The following is a 17,960-nucleotide window of genomic DNA, read 5'->3' as shown; positions in this document are numbered from 1 at the left end:
GGTCTGTTGGTTTTACTCGAAAACAATACCTTGAGCTAATGGTAAATCGCCACCATAGTTCACTGTATTTGTCGTTCTACGCATGTAGTTTCTCCAAGCATCAGAACCTGATTCACGACCACCACCCGTTTCTTTCTCTCCTCCAAAAGCACCACCGATTTCAGCACCAGAAGTACCAATATTAACATTAGCGATACCACAATCAGAGCCGGCAGGAGACATAAACAATTCAGCTTCACGCATACTTTCAGTGAATACAGCAGAGGATAAACCCTGAGGTACTTCATTTTGAATTTCAATTGCCTCTTCAAAAGTACTGTAAGTTAATACATACATGATAGGTGCAAACGTTTCTTGATGAACGATAGAAGCATCGTGTGCAATACGAACAATTGCGGGTCTCACATAGAAACCGCCAGCAGGCACATCCTCTGTAACGCGCTCGCCACCACAAATGATTTCACCGCCTTGCTGCTTCGCAGTTTCCAATGCCGCTTGCATACGATCAAAACTGCCTTCATCGATAAGTGGTCCAACAAGCTTACCCGCTTCCAATGGATTACCTACTGGTAGGGAGCTATAAGACTTAGCTAGACGCTCAACTAGCCCGTCAACGATGCTTTCATGAGTAATAAGACGACGTAAAGTCGTACAACGTTGGCCTGCTGTGCCGGCAGCAGAAAAGACAATAGCACGTAACGCTAAATCAAGATCCGCTGTATCAGAAACAATCATGGCATTGTTACCACCAAGTTCTAGCAAAGAACGCCCTAAACGACCTGCAACAGTCTTTGCAACAGCACGCCCCATTGCTGTTGAACCCGTAGCTGAAACGAGCGGGAAAGTCTCGTTAGCGGCAATAGCTTCACCTAAATCACGGTCACCGATCATGACAGATACTGACGCTTTTGGTATATCAGGCATATCAGCAATAACATTTTGTGCGATTTGATACATTGCCAATGCACATAAAGGTGCTTTTTCAGAAGGTTTAAGAAGAATAGGGTCGCCACACACAAGACCTAGCATTGCATTCCAAGCCCATACCGCCATTGGGAAGTTAAATGCCGTAATAACGGCAACTGGGCCAAGTGGCTGCCATTGCTCCATCATACGATGACCTGGACGTTCAGAAACGATGGACAAACCATGTAGCATGCGAGATTGACCTACAGCAAAGTCACAAACATCAATCCATTCTTGAACTTCTCCTAATGCTTCAGGAACGATTTTCCCAGCTTCAAGAGAAATAACTTGAGCAAGTTCATTTTTGTATTTTCGAGCTTCATCACCAATACGACGCACCAATTCACCACGACGAGGAGCTGGAATAGTACGTAATACTTTAAAAGCATCTTTTAGTTCCGCATTTACTTTATCCAATTGCTCAGGAGAAGCGTTATTGAAAGTGGATAGCTTAGCGCCATCTATTGGACTATGAGCAGAAAAAGTACTGCCATTACCTAAAGCCAATGTATTGCCTGTTAACAAGCTATAGTAAGTATCGCCTTGCTTAAGATTATTGATACCAAGTGTTTCTAGGCATGTAAGTGACATATGAACCTCTTTAAGTGTTGATGTAATAAGATTTTCTAACAATAACCACTCTTGAAGTAAATGAGAAATACCGTTTTTCTGCCATAGGTCTAGTTTTTAGCTATAGCAATGAGCTCCCTCTATAGATATATTAGAACAACACTTAACATTAAAAGGGTTTGATATGGACATACGATCATTACGTTACTTTATTGCTGTATATGAAGAGCGTAGCTTAAGTTCAGCGGCTAAGCGTTGCTTTGTTGCACAGCCATCAATTTCAACCACAGTCGCTCAATTAGAGGATGATCTCGGTACTAAGTTGTTTGTTAGACATTCAAAAGGGGTTTCACCAACAGACAGTGGTTCTCAGCTCTATCCACATGCCTGTAGAATGGTGAGTGACCTCAGTGCAATCCGTAGTTTATTTATTGATACTCCAACACCGCTGTCCTTATCTATTTCACTGGCGCCTTTTTTATCGGGCTCTCTTATTAGCCAGGTAATAAAAACGATGCTGGACGAGGTATCAGGGTTGACACTTAAACTCGTTAATGAATCTGAAAGTGCTGATTTACGCTTTACCTGTAACCGATACACTAACGAAGATGATGTTTTCTATCCGTTATGGGAGGACGATTATGTTATTGCTATGCCAGTAGGGCACTGGTTAGCCGACTTTTCTTCTATCTCGATCAAACAGATAGATAAACAACCTTTTATATCTCGTACTTCCTGTGACATTTTAGAGTCGTGGAATTACTTGATGCAAAAACAGGAACTTACGACAGATGTGCGAGCAGAGGTAAAAACAGAAGAGTACGCTTTAGATTTAGTCGCTGCAGGACTCGGAATTTCTTTGATACCGGAGCACTCTTCGCGAGGTCGGCACGACTTGTGTTTACGACCACTTAATGATGTGAAACTAAAGCGGATTGTTGGTTTAGCCCATAAAAAGACATGTAGTTTCCCTGCGCACCTTATTAATACTATTCTAGCTGTTAAACAGCAGCTATTAGTTAATAAACTCCCTAATCAATAGAGGGCTTTAGTCAAATGCTACTTTAATAAAGTAGAGAACTAAAAAACCCCTCATAAAGAGGGGTTTTTGTAACGCTAAATTAAGTGATTATGCCGTCGTATCTGTAGCAATAACAGAAGATGCTTTCTTAACGAAATCACCCATCTTATCAAAGTTCAGGTAGCTATAAACTTCAGCAGACATGCTGTTAATTTTATTAGCATATTCTAAATACTCTTCAGGTGTTGGTAATTTACCTAGAAGAGAGGCCACCGCGGCCAGTTCAGCAGAAGCAAGATATACATCAGCGCCATTACCTAAGCGGTTAGGGAAGTTACGTGTTGAAGTCGATACAACCGTTGATTTTTCTGCTACCCGTGCTTGGTTACCCATACACAATGAACAGCCAGGCATTTCCATGCGAGCACCCGCTTTACCAAAGATGCTGTAATAGCCTTCGTCGGTCAGTTGTTGTGCATCCATTTTTGTTGGTGGCGCAATCCATAAGCGGGTTGGAACCACTTTTCCAGCGGCATCAAGCAGTTTACCTGCTGCACGGAAATGACCAATATTAGTCATACAAGAACCGATGAATACCTCATCAATTTTTGCACCTTGAACATCAGACAATAAGCGAGCATCATCAGGATCGTTTGGTGCGCAAAGTACAGGTTCTTTGATGGTATTTAGATCAATCTCAATAATAGTAGAATATTCTGCATCAGCATCAGCACGCATCAATTGAGGGTTAGCTAACCATTCTTCCATTGCTTTAGCGCGACGTTCGATCGTGCGAGGATCACCATAACCTTCAGCAATCATCCAACGTAGCATCACAATATTTGAACGAAGATACTCGGCAACGGACTCTTCAGAAAGGTTGATGGTACAACCTGCAGCAGAGCGCTCAGCTGACGCGTCAGATAATTCAAATGCTTGTTCAGCTGTTAAGTTTTCAAGACCTTCAATTTCTAGGATGCGACCAGAGAAAATGTTTTTCTTGCCTTTCTTCTCAACAGTAAGATGGCCTTCCTTAATTGCTTGGTAAGGAATAGCATGAACCAAGTCACGTAAAGTGATACCAGGTTGCATTTCACCTTTAAAGCGAACAAGTACAGACTCAGGCATATCTAATGGCATTACACCTGTAGCCGCTGCAAAAGCAACTAAACCAGAGCCGGCAGGGAAAGAAATACCTAGAGGAAAACGTGTATGAGAATCACCACCAGTACCAACAGTGTCAGGTAAGAGCATACGGTTTAACCAAGAGTGGATGATGCCATCGCCTGGACGCAAAGCAACACCAGCCCGGTTCATTATAAAATCAGGCAAGGTATGATGTGTTACTACATCTACCGGTTTTGGGTATGCTGCGGTATGACAGAAAGACTGCATAACCAAATCAGCTGAAAAGCCAAGGCATGCCAGATCTTTTAGCTCATCACGTGTCATTGGACCAGTTGTATCCTGAGAGCCAACCGTTGTCATTTTCGGTTCGCAATAGGTTCCTGGGCGAACACCGGCAACACCGCACGCTTTACCAACCATCTTTTGTGCAAGGGTATAACCTTTGCCTGTATCAGCTGTTTCACCTGGCGTTTTAAATAAATCAACAGGACCTAAACCTAAAAGGTCACGCGCTTTGGCGGTTAAGCCACGACCTATGATTAGAGGGATACGACCACCAGCACGAACTTCATCCAATAAGACGTCTGTTTTCAATTCAAATGTACTAATGACTTCATCAGAGCCGTGTTTTTTAACCACGCCTTCATAAGTATAGATGTCGATTACATCGCCCATTTCTAGACCATTAACATCCATCTCGATCGGTAGCGCGCCAGCATCTTCCATTGTATTAAAGAAGATAGGAGCAATTTTATTACCAATACACACACCACCGCCACGTTTATTAGGGATGAATGGAATATCATCGCCCATGTGCCACAACACAGAGTTTGTAGCTGATTTACGGCTTGAGCCAGTCCCCACTACATCACCAACATAAGCAAGAGGGAAGCCTTTTTCTTTTAAGGCTTCGATTTGTTTGATTGGTCCAATAGTGCCATCATCGTCTGGATTAATGCCTTCACGAGACATTTTAAGCATGGCATTAGCGTGTAATGGAATGTCAGGACGAGACCATGCATCTGGTGCAGGAGACAGGTCATCGGTATTTGTTTCGCCTGTTACTTTAAATACAGTAACTGTGATTTTTTCCGATGGTTTTGGCTTAGTAGTAAACCATTCGCCAGCGGCCCAAGATTCTAGGATCGCTTGAGCATGAGAATTACCTGCTTTTGCTTTTTCTTCGACATCGTGGAATGCATCAAATACAAGCAATGTATGAGATAATGCTTTCACGGCAATAGGGGCAAGAGCATCATTGTCTAGGCAAGCAATTAAAGGTTGAACATTATAACCACCTAGCATAGTACCTAATAACTCAGTGGCCAATTCAGGAGAAATAAGAGTAGAAGTTGCTTCTCCAGTAGTGATGGCAGCAAGGAATCCAGCTTTCACATAAGCGGCTTGGTCAACACCTGCAGGGATTCTGTTTTTCAAAAGGTCAAGAATAAAATCTTCTTCACCTGCTGGTGGATTTTTTAGAAGTTCAACAAGCGCAGAAACTTGATCAGCGTCAAGTGCTTTTGGTGGTATGCCTTCTAATGCGCGTTCTTCAACGTGTTTACGATATGCTTCTAACACAATTTATTCCCCTTTTTTATTATCCATCTATTCAAATCGATGAATAGATATGATGGCTCGAAGGATTATTTAAAAAGCAAATAACCCTTCTGTATATTAATATTCCCTATTTTATAGGAATATCATCATAAAAAACGCTTCTTAGTCATAAGATTTCAGAATAAGGGCCATTTAGTAGAATTATTACTCTTATAAATCATAAGGTTGCATCACTTTTAATGACTCTTGTTACTCTAAATCCCCAGTTACTGGCTTTTAAATTTGGATCTGCTCGATAGCGGGTAGAGCTTCTGCCGACCCTTGGAATGTCAAACCATGAGCCACCGCGGATCACTCTACTGTCACAACTCTCATCATTCCAGGCGGTATTCGATGTTGGAGCACCGATATAATCATCGTGGTAACAGTCCTCAACCCATTCAGCAACGTTTCCATGCATGTCGAAAAGACCAAGAGGGTTACTGAGTAAACTGCCCACTGGAGCCGTTGATTTTCCGTCCCAAATACTACCGCATCCATCACAAACTGAATATCCAGAACTTACTTTATCCCCATACCAAAAAGAGGAGCCAGATCCAGCTCTAATTGAATACTCCCATTCAATTTCAGTAGGTAATCGATAGTTTTCATTTGTTTGCTCAGTTAACCACTGAGTATAGGCTTTTGCATCATACCAACTCACATTAATAACTGGACGTTTACCTCTTCCCCAGCCGTTATCTGATGGGAGAGGGCGATTAGTGGATTTTGCAAATAAGTCATAATGATCAAACGTCACTTCATACGAGCTAATATAGAATCCTGTAGGAACTATTACGGTATGGACCGGTTTTTCATTATCATCACCCACATTTTGTCTATCCCCCATCTCGAATGTACTGGGCTGTATCTTAGTAACCTCAGGTGCTTTATCACCATTTTGCAATTCATCTTGAAGTGTATTAGGTAGCAATTTAAATTCATCTTCTGGAGTTTGCTGCGCTGAATTTTTTGCGGCTTGTAATGGAGCTTGTGTTTGAGGAAACGCCTCTTCATCGGGAGCGTTAAACACAAAAGCAAGTATAGTCGATATAAAAAAGAAGGAGCTTACACCTATAAGTGCAAGTTTATGCTTTTTGATTATGGTAAATTTCTTTTTAACGGGTTTTCTATCAATATTCTTATTGGCAGTAACTTGGTATAAGTTCGCTCTTAATAATCGAATAACATCAATCAAATTCTTTGGGCGTTGCTTAACCGGGGTTCGACACCAGTTACAAATCGTCTTCCAATCTTTATCGCTTATTGTTGAGTGAGAACTAGGAAGATCAATGCGTCCATCTGAAGAAACCTTTGATTCACCTAATAAAGAAGCCAGTAAAATCCTCATAAAGGAGTAAGAATCTGTGCTGGCATTAATTTTTCTCTGTGCTGTTTTGGATTCCGGAGCAATAAATCTTAAATCGGCATCATCTTCCGTAATGGAGGTTAACCAATTGTTATGACCAAATGCGATCATCACGCCAACACCATTTACAACATGAATGTGATTAAGATCTAACGTGCCATGAAATAAATTACTTTTGTGAGATTGATCCAGTGCTTTTGCTATACCTTCAAAAATGCTAATGACTACGTTCAGAGGGGCTCCTTCAGGGTATTTTCCTAAATAGCTATAAAGTTTTTCCCCTCCACAGACCGCTGATAAATTATAAACCCAAAGGCTAGAATAAAAAGGAGGGTAATTGGGTGTGATAGAAGGATGCTTTAAATTTAAATATTTTCTAGCATTCACGAGAAAATCATCCGATGACCCTCTTTTTGGATCATAGAAACGCAATACAAAAGGGCGTCCACCTTGATCAGCGACCCAGGTGTTTTTAGTATTGCCTAAAGGGTAATTTAACGTATAAGGTTCAAGCTCAAGACCAACCTTTACCCCTATAGTGAGTTTGTTTGGATCAAAAAACTGATTCATTGTTAAAATAGTATCCAAATCAAAGAGTTGTTACTTAAAATTTTGTACAATTGCTATAATCCGTGTTTTTACAGTAAAAAGGTAGAAAAATGTTATCGTCCTATCCTGAATTAATGGCTTTTTTGCCTTGTACCTCTCCAGAGTCTTGGGTTCATTGGGCCATTGAAAACCAAGATATCATGTTAGTTGATCATGCTCATTGTGAGAAAAAAGCCGCATCAACCGCAATGAGCCTTATGTATCGCTATGTTGAGAGGGATAATTTATTACATAAAATGTCACGATTAGCCAGAGAGGAGCTGATTCATTTTGAACAAGTACATAAATTAATGAAAAAGCGTAACATATCTTATGAACATTTGGCGGCATCAAGATACGCTGATGGGCTACGTAAAAAAATTCGTACTCACGAACCCGCACGATTAGTTGACACGCTTATCGTTGGTGCTTTTGTTGAAGCTCGTTCATGTGAACGCTTTGCCGCCCTAGCACCTCACCTTGATGAAGAGCTATCCGCTTTCTATATATCACTTTTAAAGTCAGAGGCTAGGCACTTTGAGGACTATCTAGCGCTTGCTCAAGAATACAGTGAAGAGAGTATTGATGATAGAGTGGCCTTATTTAGGGAAATAGAGCAAACGCTAATTGTTGAACCTGATGATGTTTTTCGCTTGCACAGTGGTCCCCCAAATAAACCCATTTAAATTCATCTCAAAAGTTGATAGATATATTTTAAAAAGATTTTTATGTTCTCCAGAAAATACTGCTACACTTTTAATCGTACGACAGTAAAACTGGAGAATATCATGAAAGATAAACTTGCAGATGTGACTTTTTGGTTAGCAATGGAAATTGCAAAAAGCGATCCACCAGTCAATTTAAATGAAATATATCAAGGCTCTCTTGAACTAGATTACTTATACCAAATATTAACAAATAAGGCTCAAAGCCATTGGCGGATTGCACATAAAGAAGAGCTGACACCAGTATTAATCAATAATGCCTTTTTTCGAGCAATAGCACTTTTATATGATCGAGGTTTAGAATACGAACGATCAAGAGGCGCCAAAGAAACGATTTGGGTAAAAGATTTACTGCATTTGCCGATTTAAAAAATATCTAAATATACGTAAGGGCGAGCTATCTAGATGTCTTTAAATGATTAATGAGTGCATTTTGCACAAATTTGACAATGCCCAATCATCCTCATTATTCATACTCTTAATATCTGCTTTGTATTGCTGTAATTTATTGTCTTCTAGAATAGCCACCCAAATATCTTGGTCCCAATCACCTAAAACCAATCGCTTGTAGTTAAGCTCCTTATGCAGGCAGGGTTTATGGGTGTGCCCATGAATACACACCTTGCATTGATGCCTATTTAATTGATTGATTATTTCCGTTTCTGTGACGTCCATAATATCGTTTGCTTTATCAGAAGACATGCTCTTACTGTCATTACGTAGTTGTTCAGCTAAGGCGAGTCGATTTGCTAAAGGCATAGATAAAACTGTTTCCTGCCATTCAGGTTGTCGCACTTGGGCTCTGAAAGATTGATATTCAACGTCTGCAGTACAATACTCATCACCATGAGATAAAAGAATAGGGGACTGGTTTTCTGCATAAACAAGAGAGTGCTCTGTAAGTAAGCTAGCGTGAGTTTGCTGTAGCCAGGCTTTACCTAATAAAAAGTCCCTATTCCCATGCATGATAAAGACAGGAATGTGGCTTGTATTGAGCGATACTAATGACTCAATAATTGGCTTATTCCATTCAGGTTTATAATCATCCCCAATCCATGCTTCGTAAAAATCTCCTAAAATATAAAGTTCGGTAGGCTGATCGTGAGTTTTTTTAATTTGCTCAATTAATAAAACAAACGCCCGGATTAAATCCAGGCGTTTGTCACTTAAATGCAAATCAGATATAAAATATCGACGCATCTTTTACTCTTTAATGATTTCTGCACTTTCAATGATCACATCTTCAACTGGAACATCCTGGTGCCCAGATTTTGATGTTGTCGCCACTTCTTTAATTTTATTAACAACATCGATACCGGCGGTTACTTTACCAAATACGGCGTAACCCCAGCCATTTGTTGTTTTAGATTTATGATTTAAGAACCCATTGTTACCAACATTAATAAAGAATTGCGCAGACGCTGAATGAGGGTCCATGGTACGAGCCATCGCAACAGTACCAATTTCATTAGTTAAACCATTATCGGCTTCGTTTTCTATCGTGTCTTGGGTTTCTTTCTGAGTCATTCCTGGCTCAAAGCCACCACCTTGAATCATAAAGCCGTTAATTACACGATGAAAAATTACGCCATTATAAAAACCCGATTCAACATACTGCTCGAAGTTTTTAGAGGTTTTTGGCGCTTTTTCGTAATTTAATTCAAGAGTGATGTCGCCATAATTCGTATGTAAAACGATCATAATAAAATTCCTTACAAAGGGATTGAGTTTAAAAGGTGACATTTAATGAAAGAATGTCGTTATTCAATGATGGGCATTTTATGTGTTTGTCCGCTAAGACGCCACCGTGTATTCGTTAAACACGTACTTAAAGTTAGATTTTTTGATGCTTAAAGTCGAATTCTCACCACCTATCCGTGACTTTTATCCATTAATTGTAAACAGAAGAGTACATTCTATTCTTTTACTCATAGTCAATTGGGTCATTTTTCCCTTGCTCAGCAAAAGCCTCTAATCGCTCAATGCAAGAACCGCATCTTCCACAAGCCTTATGTCTACCATTATAACAGGTCCAAGTATCAGCGTAATTCAATCCCATCGCCAAGCCTGATTTTAAGATTTCACTTTTAGTATTCTTTAAGTAGGGCGTTACTATCTCAACAGGATGGTAGTTGGCAATTTTTGAAACCACATTCATGGCATGTACAAATTCTGGACGGCAATCAGGATAAATATGATGATCCCCTGAATGGGCGCCGTAATAAACGGCATGAGCTTCAAGGGAAACCGCATAGGCAATGGCCATAGATAGTAAAACCATATTTCTGTTAGGTACAACCGTGGATTTCATATTGTCATCTTCATAATGACCTTCAGGTATATCGATATCACTCGTTAATGACGATCCGGCCATTAAAGTGCTAATACTATTGATATCGATTTCTTTATGAGAGATAGATAGGTCTTTGCATACTTTCTGGGCGACAGCTAATTCTTTAGAATGCTTCTGCCCATAATTGAAAGAAATAGCAAAAACCTCTGCCCCTGATCTTATTGCATGATGTAATACTGTGAAAGAATCCATTCCTCCCGAGTACACAACGACAACCTTATTCGTCATTAAATATTCCTGCTTCGGTGTAGTAGTTAATTTAGTGGTAAATGTTTCTTTAAATGAAAACTGATCCGTTGAATCAATTTCTAATAAATTATATCAGAAACGCTTACTGAAAATTTAGGCTTATATTTGATAAGCAGATTACTGCATTGATTCTGAGGCAAAGATTATTTATTATGCGTAACCAGTTACATATATGACAGAGGGTGAGATGGAGCAGTTTGGCGTATTGACCTTAGGGAGTCGCTTAAAGAGATTAAGTGATCGTCTTTTTTTGGATGTTCAAGAGTTATACATGGCATGTAAAGTTCCCATTTCTGGAACGTATTTTCCAATTTTAAAACTGCTGCAAGTATCTGGACCCTTATCGGTTGTTGAGGTTGCCAGTGAGCTTCGTTTGTCTCATCCTGCCATCAGTAAACAAGTGGCTAAAATGATTAAGGAGGACTTACTTGATAAGATAATTGACACTAAGGATAGTCGACGATTTATCTTAACTTTATCAGTAAAAGGCCAACTGGCGATGCTAAAAGCAGAACCTGTGTTGAATGAGATAAAGTTTGTATTAGAGCAAACCAATTCACTTAGCCAAGGCGATTTTTTAACCACTTTAAAGCAATTTGAAGATCAGCTTATGGCGGGGGAGCTATGCTTTAAAGTATTAGATAGGCTGAACCCAATCAAAATAATTCCCTTCGACAGTGCCTATCTAGATGAATTTAATCGCATCAATCTGGCGTGGTTAACGCGTTTTTTTCCGACACAAATCACGGAAAGTGAACGCTTGCTGCTTAAAGAACCCCAAGAAAAAGTCATTAACAAAGGGGGGAGTGTATGGCTAGCCATTAGCGATAGACCTGAATCAAATCGTCTTCTCGGTGCCGTAATAGTATTGCCTACGAGCTCGCCTATTCGCATTGAAATGGCCAAACTATCTGTTGTTGATCACGCTCAAAAAATGGGTGTAGCTCAAACGCTAATGGATACAGTCATTACGTATGCTAAGGATAACGATATAAAAATCATTAGTTTGGAAACTTCATCACGGCTCACCCAAGCTCAGAATCTTTATTTACGTAATGGTTTCATAGAGAAAGCACATCCTACCGTATCGAGTTATGAAAGAGCGGATATTTATATGGAAAAATATTTATTTCATTCACCCAACCTCGAGATGAAATCCTAATGCCCATTTTAATTGACATGAAACGCGGTTCTTTAGCCTCAATACCTATGATTATAGGTGGCATTCCATTTGGGGTTTTATTTGGCTCTCTTGCCTCGAGCTATGAATTGAGCCCTTGGTTTGCCATTGTGATGTCACTATTTGTCTTTGCTGGCTCGGCCCAGTTTGTTGCTATCGGTTTAATTGCTGTAGATGCGCCATTATGGGTAATCGTATCCACTACATTCATTGTGAATTTAAGACATTTGTTGTATGCCGCTGACCTTATCAAGTATGTAAAGCAATTACCGTTATTGTTAAGGGTGCTTATGGGATTTGGACTAACAGATGAAACTTATGCGGCGGTTCGTCCTTTATATGGCTCAGGTGAAATATGTGAAAGAGCCGGGTATTACACTTATCTGGGATCATTTCTTTCTTTCTACTTAATGTGGAATATTACAACGGCATTAGGCGTTATTTTCGGAGAACTAATTCCGGGCATGAGCGAATGGGGGCTTGAATTTGCCATGGTAGCCACTTTTATTAGTATCATCACTCCTTATCTTAAAACCTATCCATTTTGGCTTGCCATGGTAACGGCTGGTGGCACATCCATCCTATTAGTAAGTTTACCAAACAATCTCGGTTTATTGGTGTCGGCAATGGCTGGAGTTGCTGTCGGGTATCTGGCTGATTTGCAATATAGAACTATAAAACCAGTCAGCAATAATGAGGGAGCTTCATGACATTCGCTGATTATACTTTTATTCTAATAGGCATGTTTATTGTAACCTTCGGTATACGTTTTGTTTTATTTGCTAAAGCCCACAAGGTGGTCATGCCAGACTTTCTGGAAAGAGCATTAAAGTTCGTTCCTGTTGCGGTTTTAACGGCTATTATCACACCGATGATTTTCTCTACAGATAAGATATTTTCAGCGGTGGTTTCAAACGAATGGTTTGTAGGGGCTCTATCTGCTTTTATTGTAGGCGTTTGGTTACAAAAACAGCTACTAACTATCCTTATAGGTGTTACTGTCTTTTTTATTGTGAAATTTGTTAACTCCTAAAGCATATTTTTACAGGTGCATTATTACTATAAAACCGAAATCGGATATACTAGCTAGCAAAATTAACAATCTTGTTAGATGAACTCAGATCGGGACACGCATTTACATGTCAGAGATTTCAAAACCAGGCAATTTTATTACTCAAATTATTGATAAAGATAACGAATCAGGAAAGCATGGCGGTAATGTAATGACCCGCTTTCCACCAGAGCCAAATGGTTATCTTCATATTGGCCATGCAAAGTCCATTTGCTTGAACTTTGGTATAGCTGAGCGCTTCAATGGCAAATGCAACTTACGTTTTGATGATACTAACCCTGAAAAAGAAAGTTTAGAGTACATCAACTCTATTAAGAAAGATGTGCAATGGCTTGGCTTTGAGTGGAACGAGGAACCAAAATTTGCGTCCAACTATTTTGATCAGCTGTTTGATTTTGCTGTTCAACTTATTAAATTAGAAAAAGCCTATGTGTGTAAACTAAATGCAGATGAAATGCGTGAATATCGTGGAACCTTAAAAGAGCCAGGTAAAAATAGCCCTTATAGGGATACATCAGCAGAGGAAAATCTAGCACTCTTTATGCAAATGAAGAACGGTGATTTTGCTGATGGTGAAATGGTTTTACGTGCAAAGATAGATATGGCTAGCCCAAACATCAATATGCGTGATCCTATTATCTATCGTATTCGTCATGTACATCACCATCAAACGGGTGATAAGTGGTGTGTCTATCCAATGTATGATTTTACGCATTGCTTGTCTGATGCAATGGAAAATATTACACATTCGATTTGCACATTAGAGTTTCAAGATCATCGACCTCTATATGACTGGGTATTAGACACTCTGGGGACAGCCCATCCCCAGCAAATTGAGTTTGCACGTCTAAACTTAAACTACACAGTGACCAGTAAACGTAAATTGAAACAGCTAGTGGATGAAAAACATGTAGAAGGTTGGGACGACCCTCGTATGTCTACCATCTCAGGGTTGCGAAGACGTGGTTATACAGCAAATTCAATTCGCAACTTTTGTGAGCGTATTGGTGTCACAAAATCGGACGGCACCGTCGACTTAGGAATGCTTGAGCACGCTATTCGTGAAGATTTGGATCAAAATGCCAATCGTGCTATGGCTGTTTTAAACCCAATAAAAGTTACTCTCACAAACTATCCAGAAGATAAACAAGAAATATTCACGGTAAATAATCATCCAAAGAATACAGATGCAGGAACTCGTCAAGTTCCTTTTTCAAAAAACTTATTTATTGATGCTGCCGACTTTGCAGAAGTACCACCTAAAAAATGGAAACGTCTAACTTTAGACAGTGCAGTTCGTTTACGAGGTGGTTATGTCATAACCTGCGACAAAGCTATTAAAGATGATAATGGGGACGTTGTTGAGCTACTTTGTCGCTATGATGAGAATACATTAGGGGTTAACCCGGAAGGTTATAAGCCGAAAGGAGTAATCCACTGGGTGAGTGCCACGCATGCTGTTACAGCAGAAGTGCGTCTATATGATCGTTTGTTTAATGAAGCAGCACCTGACGCCAATCACGAAGGGAAAACGTTCTTAGATTTCATAAACAAAGACTCTTTAGTTATTTTAACAAATGCCAAGCTTGAACCTTCCCTTAAACAAGCCGAAAAAGGCAAAGGATTCCAGTTTGAACGGGAAGGGTATTTCTGTCGAGACTTAGAATCTGAAGGGATGGTATTTAATCGCACCGTTACATTGCGTGATTCTTGGGCAAAAATTGAAGCAAAAGGATAAAATAGACCAATGCTAAAAATATACAACACACTTACAGGTAAGAAAGAAGAATTTCATCCGATTGTTCCCGGTAAAGTCGGCATGTATGTGTGTGGCAATACTGTCTATGACTTTTGTCATATTGGTCATGCTAGAGCAATGATCTCATTTGATATCATTTCACGCTTCTTACGACATGTCGGTTATGAACTAAATTATGTTCGGAACATTACAGATGTTGACGATAAGATCATCAAACGGGCAGCGGAAAACAATGAGTCAACAGAATCGTTAACCCAACGAATGATTGCAGCACAGGTGGAAGATGAACTGAAACTTGGTAACAAAATGCCTGATAGGGAGCCCCGAGCCACCGAGTTTATTCAAGAAATTATTGATTTGATTGAAATATTGGTTGAAAAAGGTTTTGCCTATCAAGGAAGTACAGGTGATGTTTATTACCGTGCTTCCGCATTTAAAGAATACGGTAAGTTAAATAACCGTAAACTTGAAGATATGCTGGCGGGCGCCCGTATTGATGTTGAGATTGCAAAAGAGCACCCAGCCGATTTTGTGCTTTGGAAAACGGTAAAAGAAGGGGAAGTTTTTTGGACGTCTCCATGGGGTAATGGTCGCCCTGGTTGGCATATTGAATGTTCAGCGATGTCGATTAGTTGTTTAGGTCCCCATTTTGATATCCATGGTGGTGGTCCTGATCTCAAATTCCCTCACCATGAGAATGAGATTGCTCAATCTGAAGCAGCAACAGGACAACAACTTGCAAATGTATGGATGCACTGCGGCCCGGTTCGAGTTAATAATGAAAAAATGTCTAAGTCATTGGGCAATTTTTTTACTGTACGCGATGTTCTGGCAAAGTATAACCCAGAGATTGTTCGCTTTTTGATGGTTTCAAGCCAGTATCGTAGTGCAATTGATTATTCAGAAGACAGCTTGCTTGAGTCAAAAGTCGGTTTAGAGCGTTTGTATAATGCATTAAAAGGACAAGACAAGACCGAGGAGTATAGCAAATCAGAGTTTTCCATTCGCTTTGAAGATGCGATGAATGACGATTTTAATACTCCAGTGGCACTTTCTGTTTTATTTGATTTGGTGCGTGAGTTAAATAAAGCCAAAGCGGATGATGAGCAGCTAGCCGCAACGCTCGCAAAAGAATTATCCGTTTTGTCTGAATTACTTGGGTTATTGCAGCAAGAGCCAGAATATTTTTTACAGAATAGTGTGCTTACTGATGGTTTGACTGCAGAAGAAATTGAGGCGTTCATTCAAGAGCGAACTCAAGCTCGAAAAGACAAAAACTTTGCTCGTAGCGATGAAATCAGAGATGAGTTAGCGTCTCGGGGAGTTGAGTTGCTAGACAGTAGAGAAGGAACAAGTTGGACGCGTTGTTAAGATGTTTCAATGTAATGTACAGAGAAATAAAAGAGGGTGATGTTAAAGCATCACCCTTTTATTTTATGCGGCTTAACTAAGCATGAGATTAATCTGTTTTTACTCTGACGGCTAAAACGTCACAAGGTGCACCGTGCAATACTCCATTGGCGGTTGAGCCCAATAACAAAGCTAAACCGTGACGACCATGGCTGCCAACAACAATAAGATCAGCACCTTTTTCTTCTGCTAGACGATGAATTTCGTGCTCAATGCCTCCCTGTGTAATGCAGGTATCAGAGGGTGTAATATCGAGTTCTTGAATCAATTGCTCCATTTTGCTCTGTGCATCGCTGTGTAACTGTTGTTGGATATCTGTGATGTCAATCGGAACATCACCCCCATAAGCATAATTTAGAGATTCAATGACATGTATTAAGATTAACTCTGCACCTGAATCTTTACATAGTTGAATAGCCTTATCTGATACTTGATTCATTCCATCAGTCAGATCAGCCGCAAGTAAAATTTTTTTATAGGGCATAGTAAGTACCTCCAGTTAATTACATAATAATAGCTTAGTTCAATTTTGAGAAAATAATGACAATAGTAATTGTAGTATTTATCACGTTATCTTTAATGGGTTCGGTTTTATGGATTATGCCATCAAAAAGAGATAAAGAAAAAATGTCTCTAAGAATGGAAGCCCGTCAATATCAGCTAACTGTACAACTAATGAAGGTGGAAATACCAGATAAATGGGATAAAACAACAGAATCTATTGACTCGTGTGCCTATAGGTTAAATCGAATCAAAGAAAAAAAAGCCATTATTAATACGATTCGCCTATTGCCGAAAGAGGTTTGGAAGTACGATTCTGTTTGTGACGGCTGGTGGTCAAGTCAACCACTCCATTTGAGTGTTACGGCGATTGAATCATTACAACTAATTGGAAAAAATATTGATAGTATTGAAATAACATCAAATTCAATTAGTTGTTTTTGGAATGAACAAGGTAACAAAAAAGACGTATTAACGCTGTCTTCTCTTTTAAATGAGCTTAAAGAGACCATTTAATTTGGATTGTTTTTTTCATCTATCAGCTGTTCATCTGGCGTTTCATCGAAATCCAGAACCAGATCCGCTACCATGTCGTCAGGATTATCAGACTCTTGTATAGCAACAATAGGAGGTTTCAGTATTGACTTGATCTGACTGTCGACATAACGTATTGCTTCATGTCTCTCAGGACGGTCTATAGAGGTCGCTTTTAAATGAGACATGATGACACTATAGAGTGACTGAGCTACTCTCATATCGCCGCTGGTAAAGTTATTGTTTGCTTGTACGAGCTGTCGATTAAGTTGCAGCCAGAGGTTGAGCCAGCGAATATAGTCGTAGCATGCCTTATAATGTGAATGACTTATGCGGCCTTTACGGCGCATATAAAGCAAAAGCTTAGCCGCTTTCGTTAATCGTTCTTTATACTTGCTTTTTTCTTGAAAACTATAAGAATGAGGCGTGGTAGTAAACTCAACTAAATCGTCATTACGTTCTTCTTCGGCTTTAGAAATTCGTAATTCGATCTCATCAGGCTGGTCGCTATAGTTCATTAAGTCCCGTAACGTATCAATATAAAAATCATACAGAACGTCAGTAACAATTGCGTCAGTATTTAAATTTTTAAGGCCAGCTATGTGGTGTTGAACACGATCCGCTCTATTCATCAATTGTAGCTGTTTAAAACGACGCTCGGTTACTTCTCTTTCTTTTTGATGAGCTCTAGTACCAACGATTACCGAAATCACAACAATAACAAATAAAATAGCAATCGTAATAAATTGTAGTAATGGCATGATTGTCCTCAAGTGATTTATTGAGTATGTTAAAAAAGAAATACGTAACTTGGCAAATAATAATGTGCGAAACAATACAGTGATCGCTTGTCATATAAAAGAGGTTTGCTTAATATCAGCGCCCCGAGCGAATAAATTACGCAATTGTATTGATTCGGAGATGCACTCTAAAATA

Annotated in this window: 17 protein-coding genes; 9 read left to right on the top strand and 8 right to left on the bottom strand. The window is 39.6% G+C overall.

All coding sequences use genetic code 11. The features are described 5' to 3' along the window. Positions 1-12: 12 nt before the first annotated feature. The gene (amaB, locus tag O1D97_RS02060; RefSeq protein ID WP_269122370.1) at positions 13-1,557 is read right to left on the bottom strand and encodes an L-piperidine-6-carboxylate dehydrogenase; all 1,545 of its coding nucleotides are present in this window, start codon (positions 1,555-1,557) and stop codon (positions 13-15) included. 163 nt (positions 1,558-1,720) lie between these two features. Between amaB and O1D97_RS02055 the strand changes: the two genes are divergently transcribed. Continuing rightward, on the top strand, positions 1,721-2,578 hold the full coding sequence (locus O1D97_RS02055; protein ID WP_269122368.1) for a LysR family transcriptional regulator: 858 nt from the start codon (positions 1,721-1,723) through the stop codon (positions 2,576-2,578). Between the two features lie 87 nt (positions 2,579-2,665). On the opposite strand, the gene acnB is transcribed toward O1D97_RS02055, so the two are convergent. Continuing rightward, the gene (gene acnB / locus O1D97_RS02050) at positions 2,666-5,266 is read right to left on the bottom strand and encodes a bifunctional aconitate hydratase 2/2-methylisocitrate dehydratase (RefSeq protein ID WP_269122366.1); all 2,601 of its coding nucleotides are present in this window, start codon (positions 5,264-5,266) and stop codon (positions 2,666-2,668) included. Between the two features lie 196 nt (positions 5,267-5,462). After that, on the bottom strand, positions 5,463-7,223 hold the full coding sequence (locus tag O1D97_RS02045) for a formylglycine-generating enzyme family protein (protein ID WP_269122364.1): 1,761 nt from the start codon (positions 7,221-7,223) through the stop codon (positions 5,463-5,465). An 89-nt stretch (positions 7,224-7,312) separates the two neighbouring features. On the opposite strand from O1D97_RS02045, the gene O1D97_RS02040 reads away from it, so the two are divergent. Together O1D97_RS02040 and O1D97_RS02035 are read left to right on the top strand one after the other, a co-directional pair. After that, positions 7,313-7,927 carry a MiaE family protein gene (locus O1D97_RS02040; RefSeq protein ID WP_269122362.1) on the top strand — a complete coding sequence of 205 codons (615 nt, stop codon included), beginning with the start codon at positions 7,313-7,315 and terminating at the stop codon, positions 7,925-7,927. A 102-nt stretch (positions 7,928-8,029) separates the two neighbouring features. Further along, on the top strand, positions 8,030-8,335 hold the full coding sequence (locus O1D97_RS02035) for a hypothetical protein (RefSeq protein ID WP_269122360.1): 306 nt from the start codon (positions 8,030-8,032) through the stop codon (positions 8,333-8,335). 42 nt (positions 8,336-8,377) lie between these two features. On the opposite strand, the gene O1D97_RS02030 is transcribed toward O1D97_RS02035, so the two are convergent. The 3 genes from O1D97_RS02030 to queC all read right to left on the bottom strand — a co-directional run bounded on the left by O1D97_RS02030 (position 8,378) and on the right by queC (position 10,547). Further along, a complete protein-coding gene (locus tag O1D97_RS02030; RefSeq protein ID WP_269122358.1) occupies positions 8,378-9,166 on the bottom strand; it encodes a UDP-2,3-diacylglucosamine diphosphatase in 789 nt (262 codons plus the stop codon). Between the two features lie 3 nt (positions 9,167-9,169). Next, positions 9,170-9,667 (bottom strand): peptidylprolyl isomerase, encoded by a 498-nt coding sequence (locus tag O1D97_RS02025; RefSeq protein ID WP_269122356.1) that lies wholly within the window; start codon positions 9,665-9,667, stop codon positions 9,170-9,172. Between the two features lie 223 nt (positions 9,668-9,890). Further along, positions 9,891-10,547, bottom strand: a complete 657-nt coding sequence (gene queC, locus O1D97_RS02020) for a 7-cyano-7-deazaguanine synthase QueC (RefSeq protein ID WP_269122355.1) — start codon at positions 10,545-10,547, stop codon at positions 9,891-9,893. Between the two features lie 208 nt (positions 10,548-10,755). Between queC and O1D97_RS02015 the strand changes: the two genes are divergently transcribed. The 5 genes from O1D97_RS02015 (at position 10,756) to cysS (ending at position 15,950) form a co-directional block, all read left to right on the top strand. Next, positions 10,756-11,730, top strand: a complete 975-nt coding sequence (locus O1D97_RS02015; RefSeq protein ID WP_269122353.1) for a helix-turn-helix domain-containing GNAT family N-acetyltransferase — start codon at positions 10,756-10,758, stop codon at positions 11,728-11,730. Then, on the top strand, positions 11,730-12,458 hold the full coding sequence (locus O1D97_RS02010; protein ID WP_269122351.1) for an AzlC family ABC transporter permease: 729 nt from the start codon (positions 11,730-11,732) through the stop codon (positions 12,456-12,458). The genes O1D97_RS02015 and O1D97_RS02010 overlap by 1 nt, the downstream gene beginning before the upstream one ends. Continuing rightward, positions 12,455-12,781: an AzlD domain-containing protein gene (locus O1D97_RS02005; RefSeq protein ID WP_269122349.1), complete on the top strand. Its 327-nt coding sequence runs from the start codon at positions 12,455-12,457 to the stop codon at positions 12,779-12,781. Before O1D97_RS02010 ends, O1D97_RS02005 begins: the two co-directional genes overlap by 4 nt. 106 nt (positions 12,782-12,887) lie before the next feature. Further along, the gene (locus tag O1D97_RS02000; RefSeq protein ID WP_269122348.1) at positions 12,888-14,558 is read left to right on the top strand and encodes a glutamine--tRNA ligase/YqeY domain fusion protein; all 1,671 of its coding nucleotides are present in this window, start codon (positions 12,888-12,890) and stop codon (positions 14,556-14,558) included. Between the two features lie 9 nt (positions 14,559-14,567). Then, positions 14,568-15,950, top strand: a complete 1,383-nt coding sequence (cysS, locus tag O1D97_RS01995; protein ID WP_269122346.1) for a cysteine--tRNA ligase — start codon at positions 14,568-14,570, stop codon at positions 15,948-15,950. 88 nt (positions 15,951-16,038) lie between these two features. On the opposite strand, the gene O1D97_RS01990 is transcribed toward cysS, so the two are convergent. Beyond that, positions 16,039-16,473 (bottom strand): universal stress protein, encoded by a 435-nt coding sequence (locus O1D97_RS01990; RefSeq protein ID WP_269122345.1) that lies wholly within the window; start codon positions 16,471-16,473, stop codon positions 16,039-16,041. Positions 16,474-16,529: 56 nt separating this feature from the next. Between O1D97_RS01990 and O1D97_RS01985 the strand changes: the two genes are divergently transcribed. Beyond that, positions 16,530-17,006 carry a hypothetical protein gene (locus O1D97_RS01985; RefSeq protein ID WP_269122343.1) on the top strand — a complete coding sequence of 159 codons (477 nt, stop codon included), beginning with the start codon at positions 16,530-16,532 and terminating at the stop codon, positions 17,004-17,006. Here the strand turns inward: O1D97_RS01985 and O1D97_RS01980 are convergent. Then, entirely contained in the window at positions 17,003-17,785 is a 783-nt protein-coding gene (locus O1D97_RS01980) for a DNA topoisomerase I (RefSeq protein WP_269122341.1), read from the bottom strand. The two genes, O1D97_RS01985 and O1D97_RS01980, sit on opposite strands and share 4 nt — an antisense overlap. Positions 17,786-17,960 lie beyond the last annotated feature (175 nt).

It is taken from the genome of Marinomonas phaeophyticola, assembly GCF_026966905.1.
Lineage (GTDB): Bacteria > Pseudomonadota > Gammaproteobacteria > Pseudomonadales > Marinomonadaceae > Marinomonas > Marinomonas phaeophyticola.
This window is presented reverse-complemented; position numbering and strand designations above follow the sequence as displayed.

What these genes read in the sequence shown, in the direction of transcription:
- amaB (WP_269122370.1), bottom strand. Translation starts at nt 1,557, where the DNA reads ATGTCACTTACATGCCTAGAAACACTTGGTATCAATAATCTTAAGCAA.
- O1D97_RS02055 (WP_269122368.1), top strand. Translation starts at nt 1,721, where the DNA reads ATGGACATACGATCATTACGTTACTTTATTGCTGTATATGAAGAGCGT.
- O1D97_RS02045 (WP_269122364.1), bottom strand. Translation starts at nt 7,223, where the DNA reads ATGAATCAGTTTTTTGATCCAAACAAACTCACTATAGGGGTAAAGGTT.
- O1D97_RS02040 (WP_269122362.1), top strand. Translation starts at nt 7,313, where the DNA reads ATGTTATCGTCCTATCCTGAATTAATGGCTTTTTTGCCTTGTACCTCT.
- O1D97_RS02035 (WP_269122360.1), top strand. Translation starts at nt 8,030, where the DNA reads ATGAAAGATAAACTTGCAGATGTGACTTTTTGGTTAGCAATGGAAATT.
- O1D97_RS02030 (WP_269122358.1), bottom strand. Translation starts at nt 9,166, where the DNA reads ATGCGTCGATATTTTATATCTGATTTGCATTTAAGTGACAAACGCCTG.
- O1D97_RS02025 (WP_269122356.1), bottom strand. Translation starts at nt 9,667, where the DNA reads ATGATCGTTTTACATACGAATTATGGCGACATCACTCTTGAATTAAAT.
- queC (WP_269122355.1), bottom strand. Translation starts at nt 10,547, where the DNA reads ATGACGAATAAGGTTGTCGTTGTGTACTCGGGAGGAATGGATTCTTTC.
- O1D97_RS02015 (WP_269122353.1), top strand. Translation starts at nt 10,756, where the DNA reads ATGGAGCAGTTTGGCGTATTGACCTTAGGGAGTCGCTTAAAGAGATTA.
- O1D97_RS02010 (WP_269122351.1), top strand. Translation starts at nt 11,730, where the DNA reads ATGCCCATTTTAATTGACATGAAACGCGGTTCTTTAGCCTCAATACCT.
- O1D97_RS02005 (WP_269122349.1), top strand. Translation starts at nt 12,455, where the DNA reads ATGACATTCGCTGATTATACTTTTATTCTAATAGGCATGTTTATTGTA.
- O1D97_RS02000 (WP_269122348.1), top strand. Translation starts at nt 12,888, where the DNA reads ATGTCAGAGATTTCAAAACCAGGCAATTTTATTACTCAAATTATTGAT.
- cysS (WP_269122346.1), top strand. Translation starts at nt 14,568, where the DNA reads ATGCTAAAAATATACAACACACTTACAGGTAAGAAAGAAGAATTTCAT.
- O1D97_RS01990 (WP_269122345.1), bottom strand. Translation starts at nt 16,473, where the DNA reads ATGCCCTATAAAAAAATTTTACTTGCGGCTGATCTGACTGATGGAATG.
- O1D97_RS01985 (WP_269122343.1), top strand. Translation starts at nt 16,530, where the DNA reads ATGACAATAGTAATTGTAGTATTTATCACGTTATCTTTAATGGGTTCG.
- O1D97_RS01980 (WP_269122341.1), bottom strand. Translation starts at nt 17,785, where the DNA reads ATGCCATTACTACAATTTATTACGATTGCTATTTTATTTGTTATTGTT.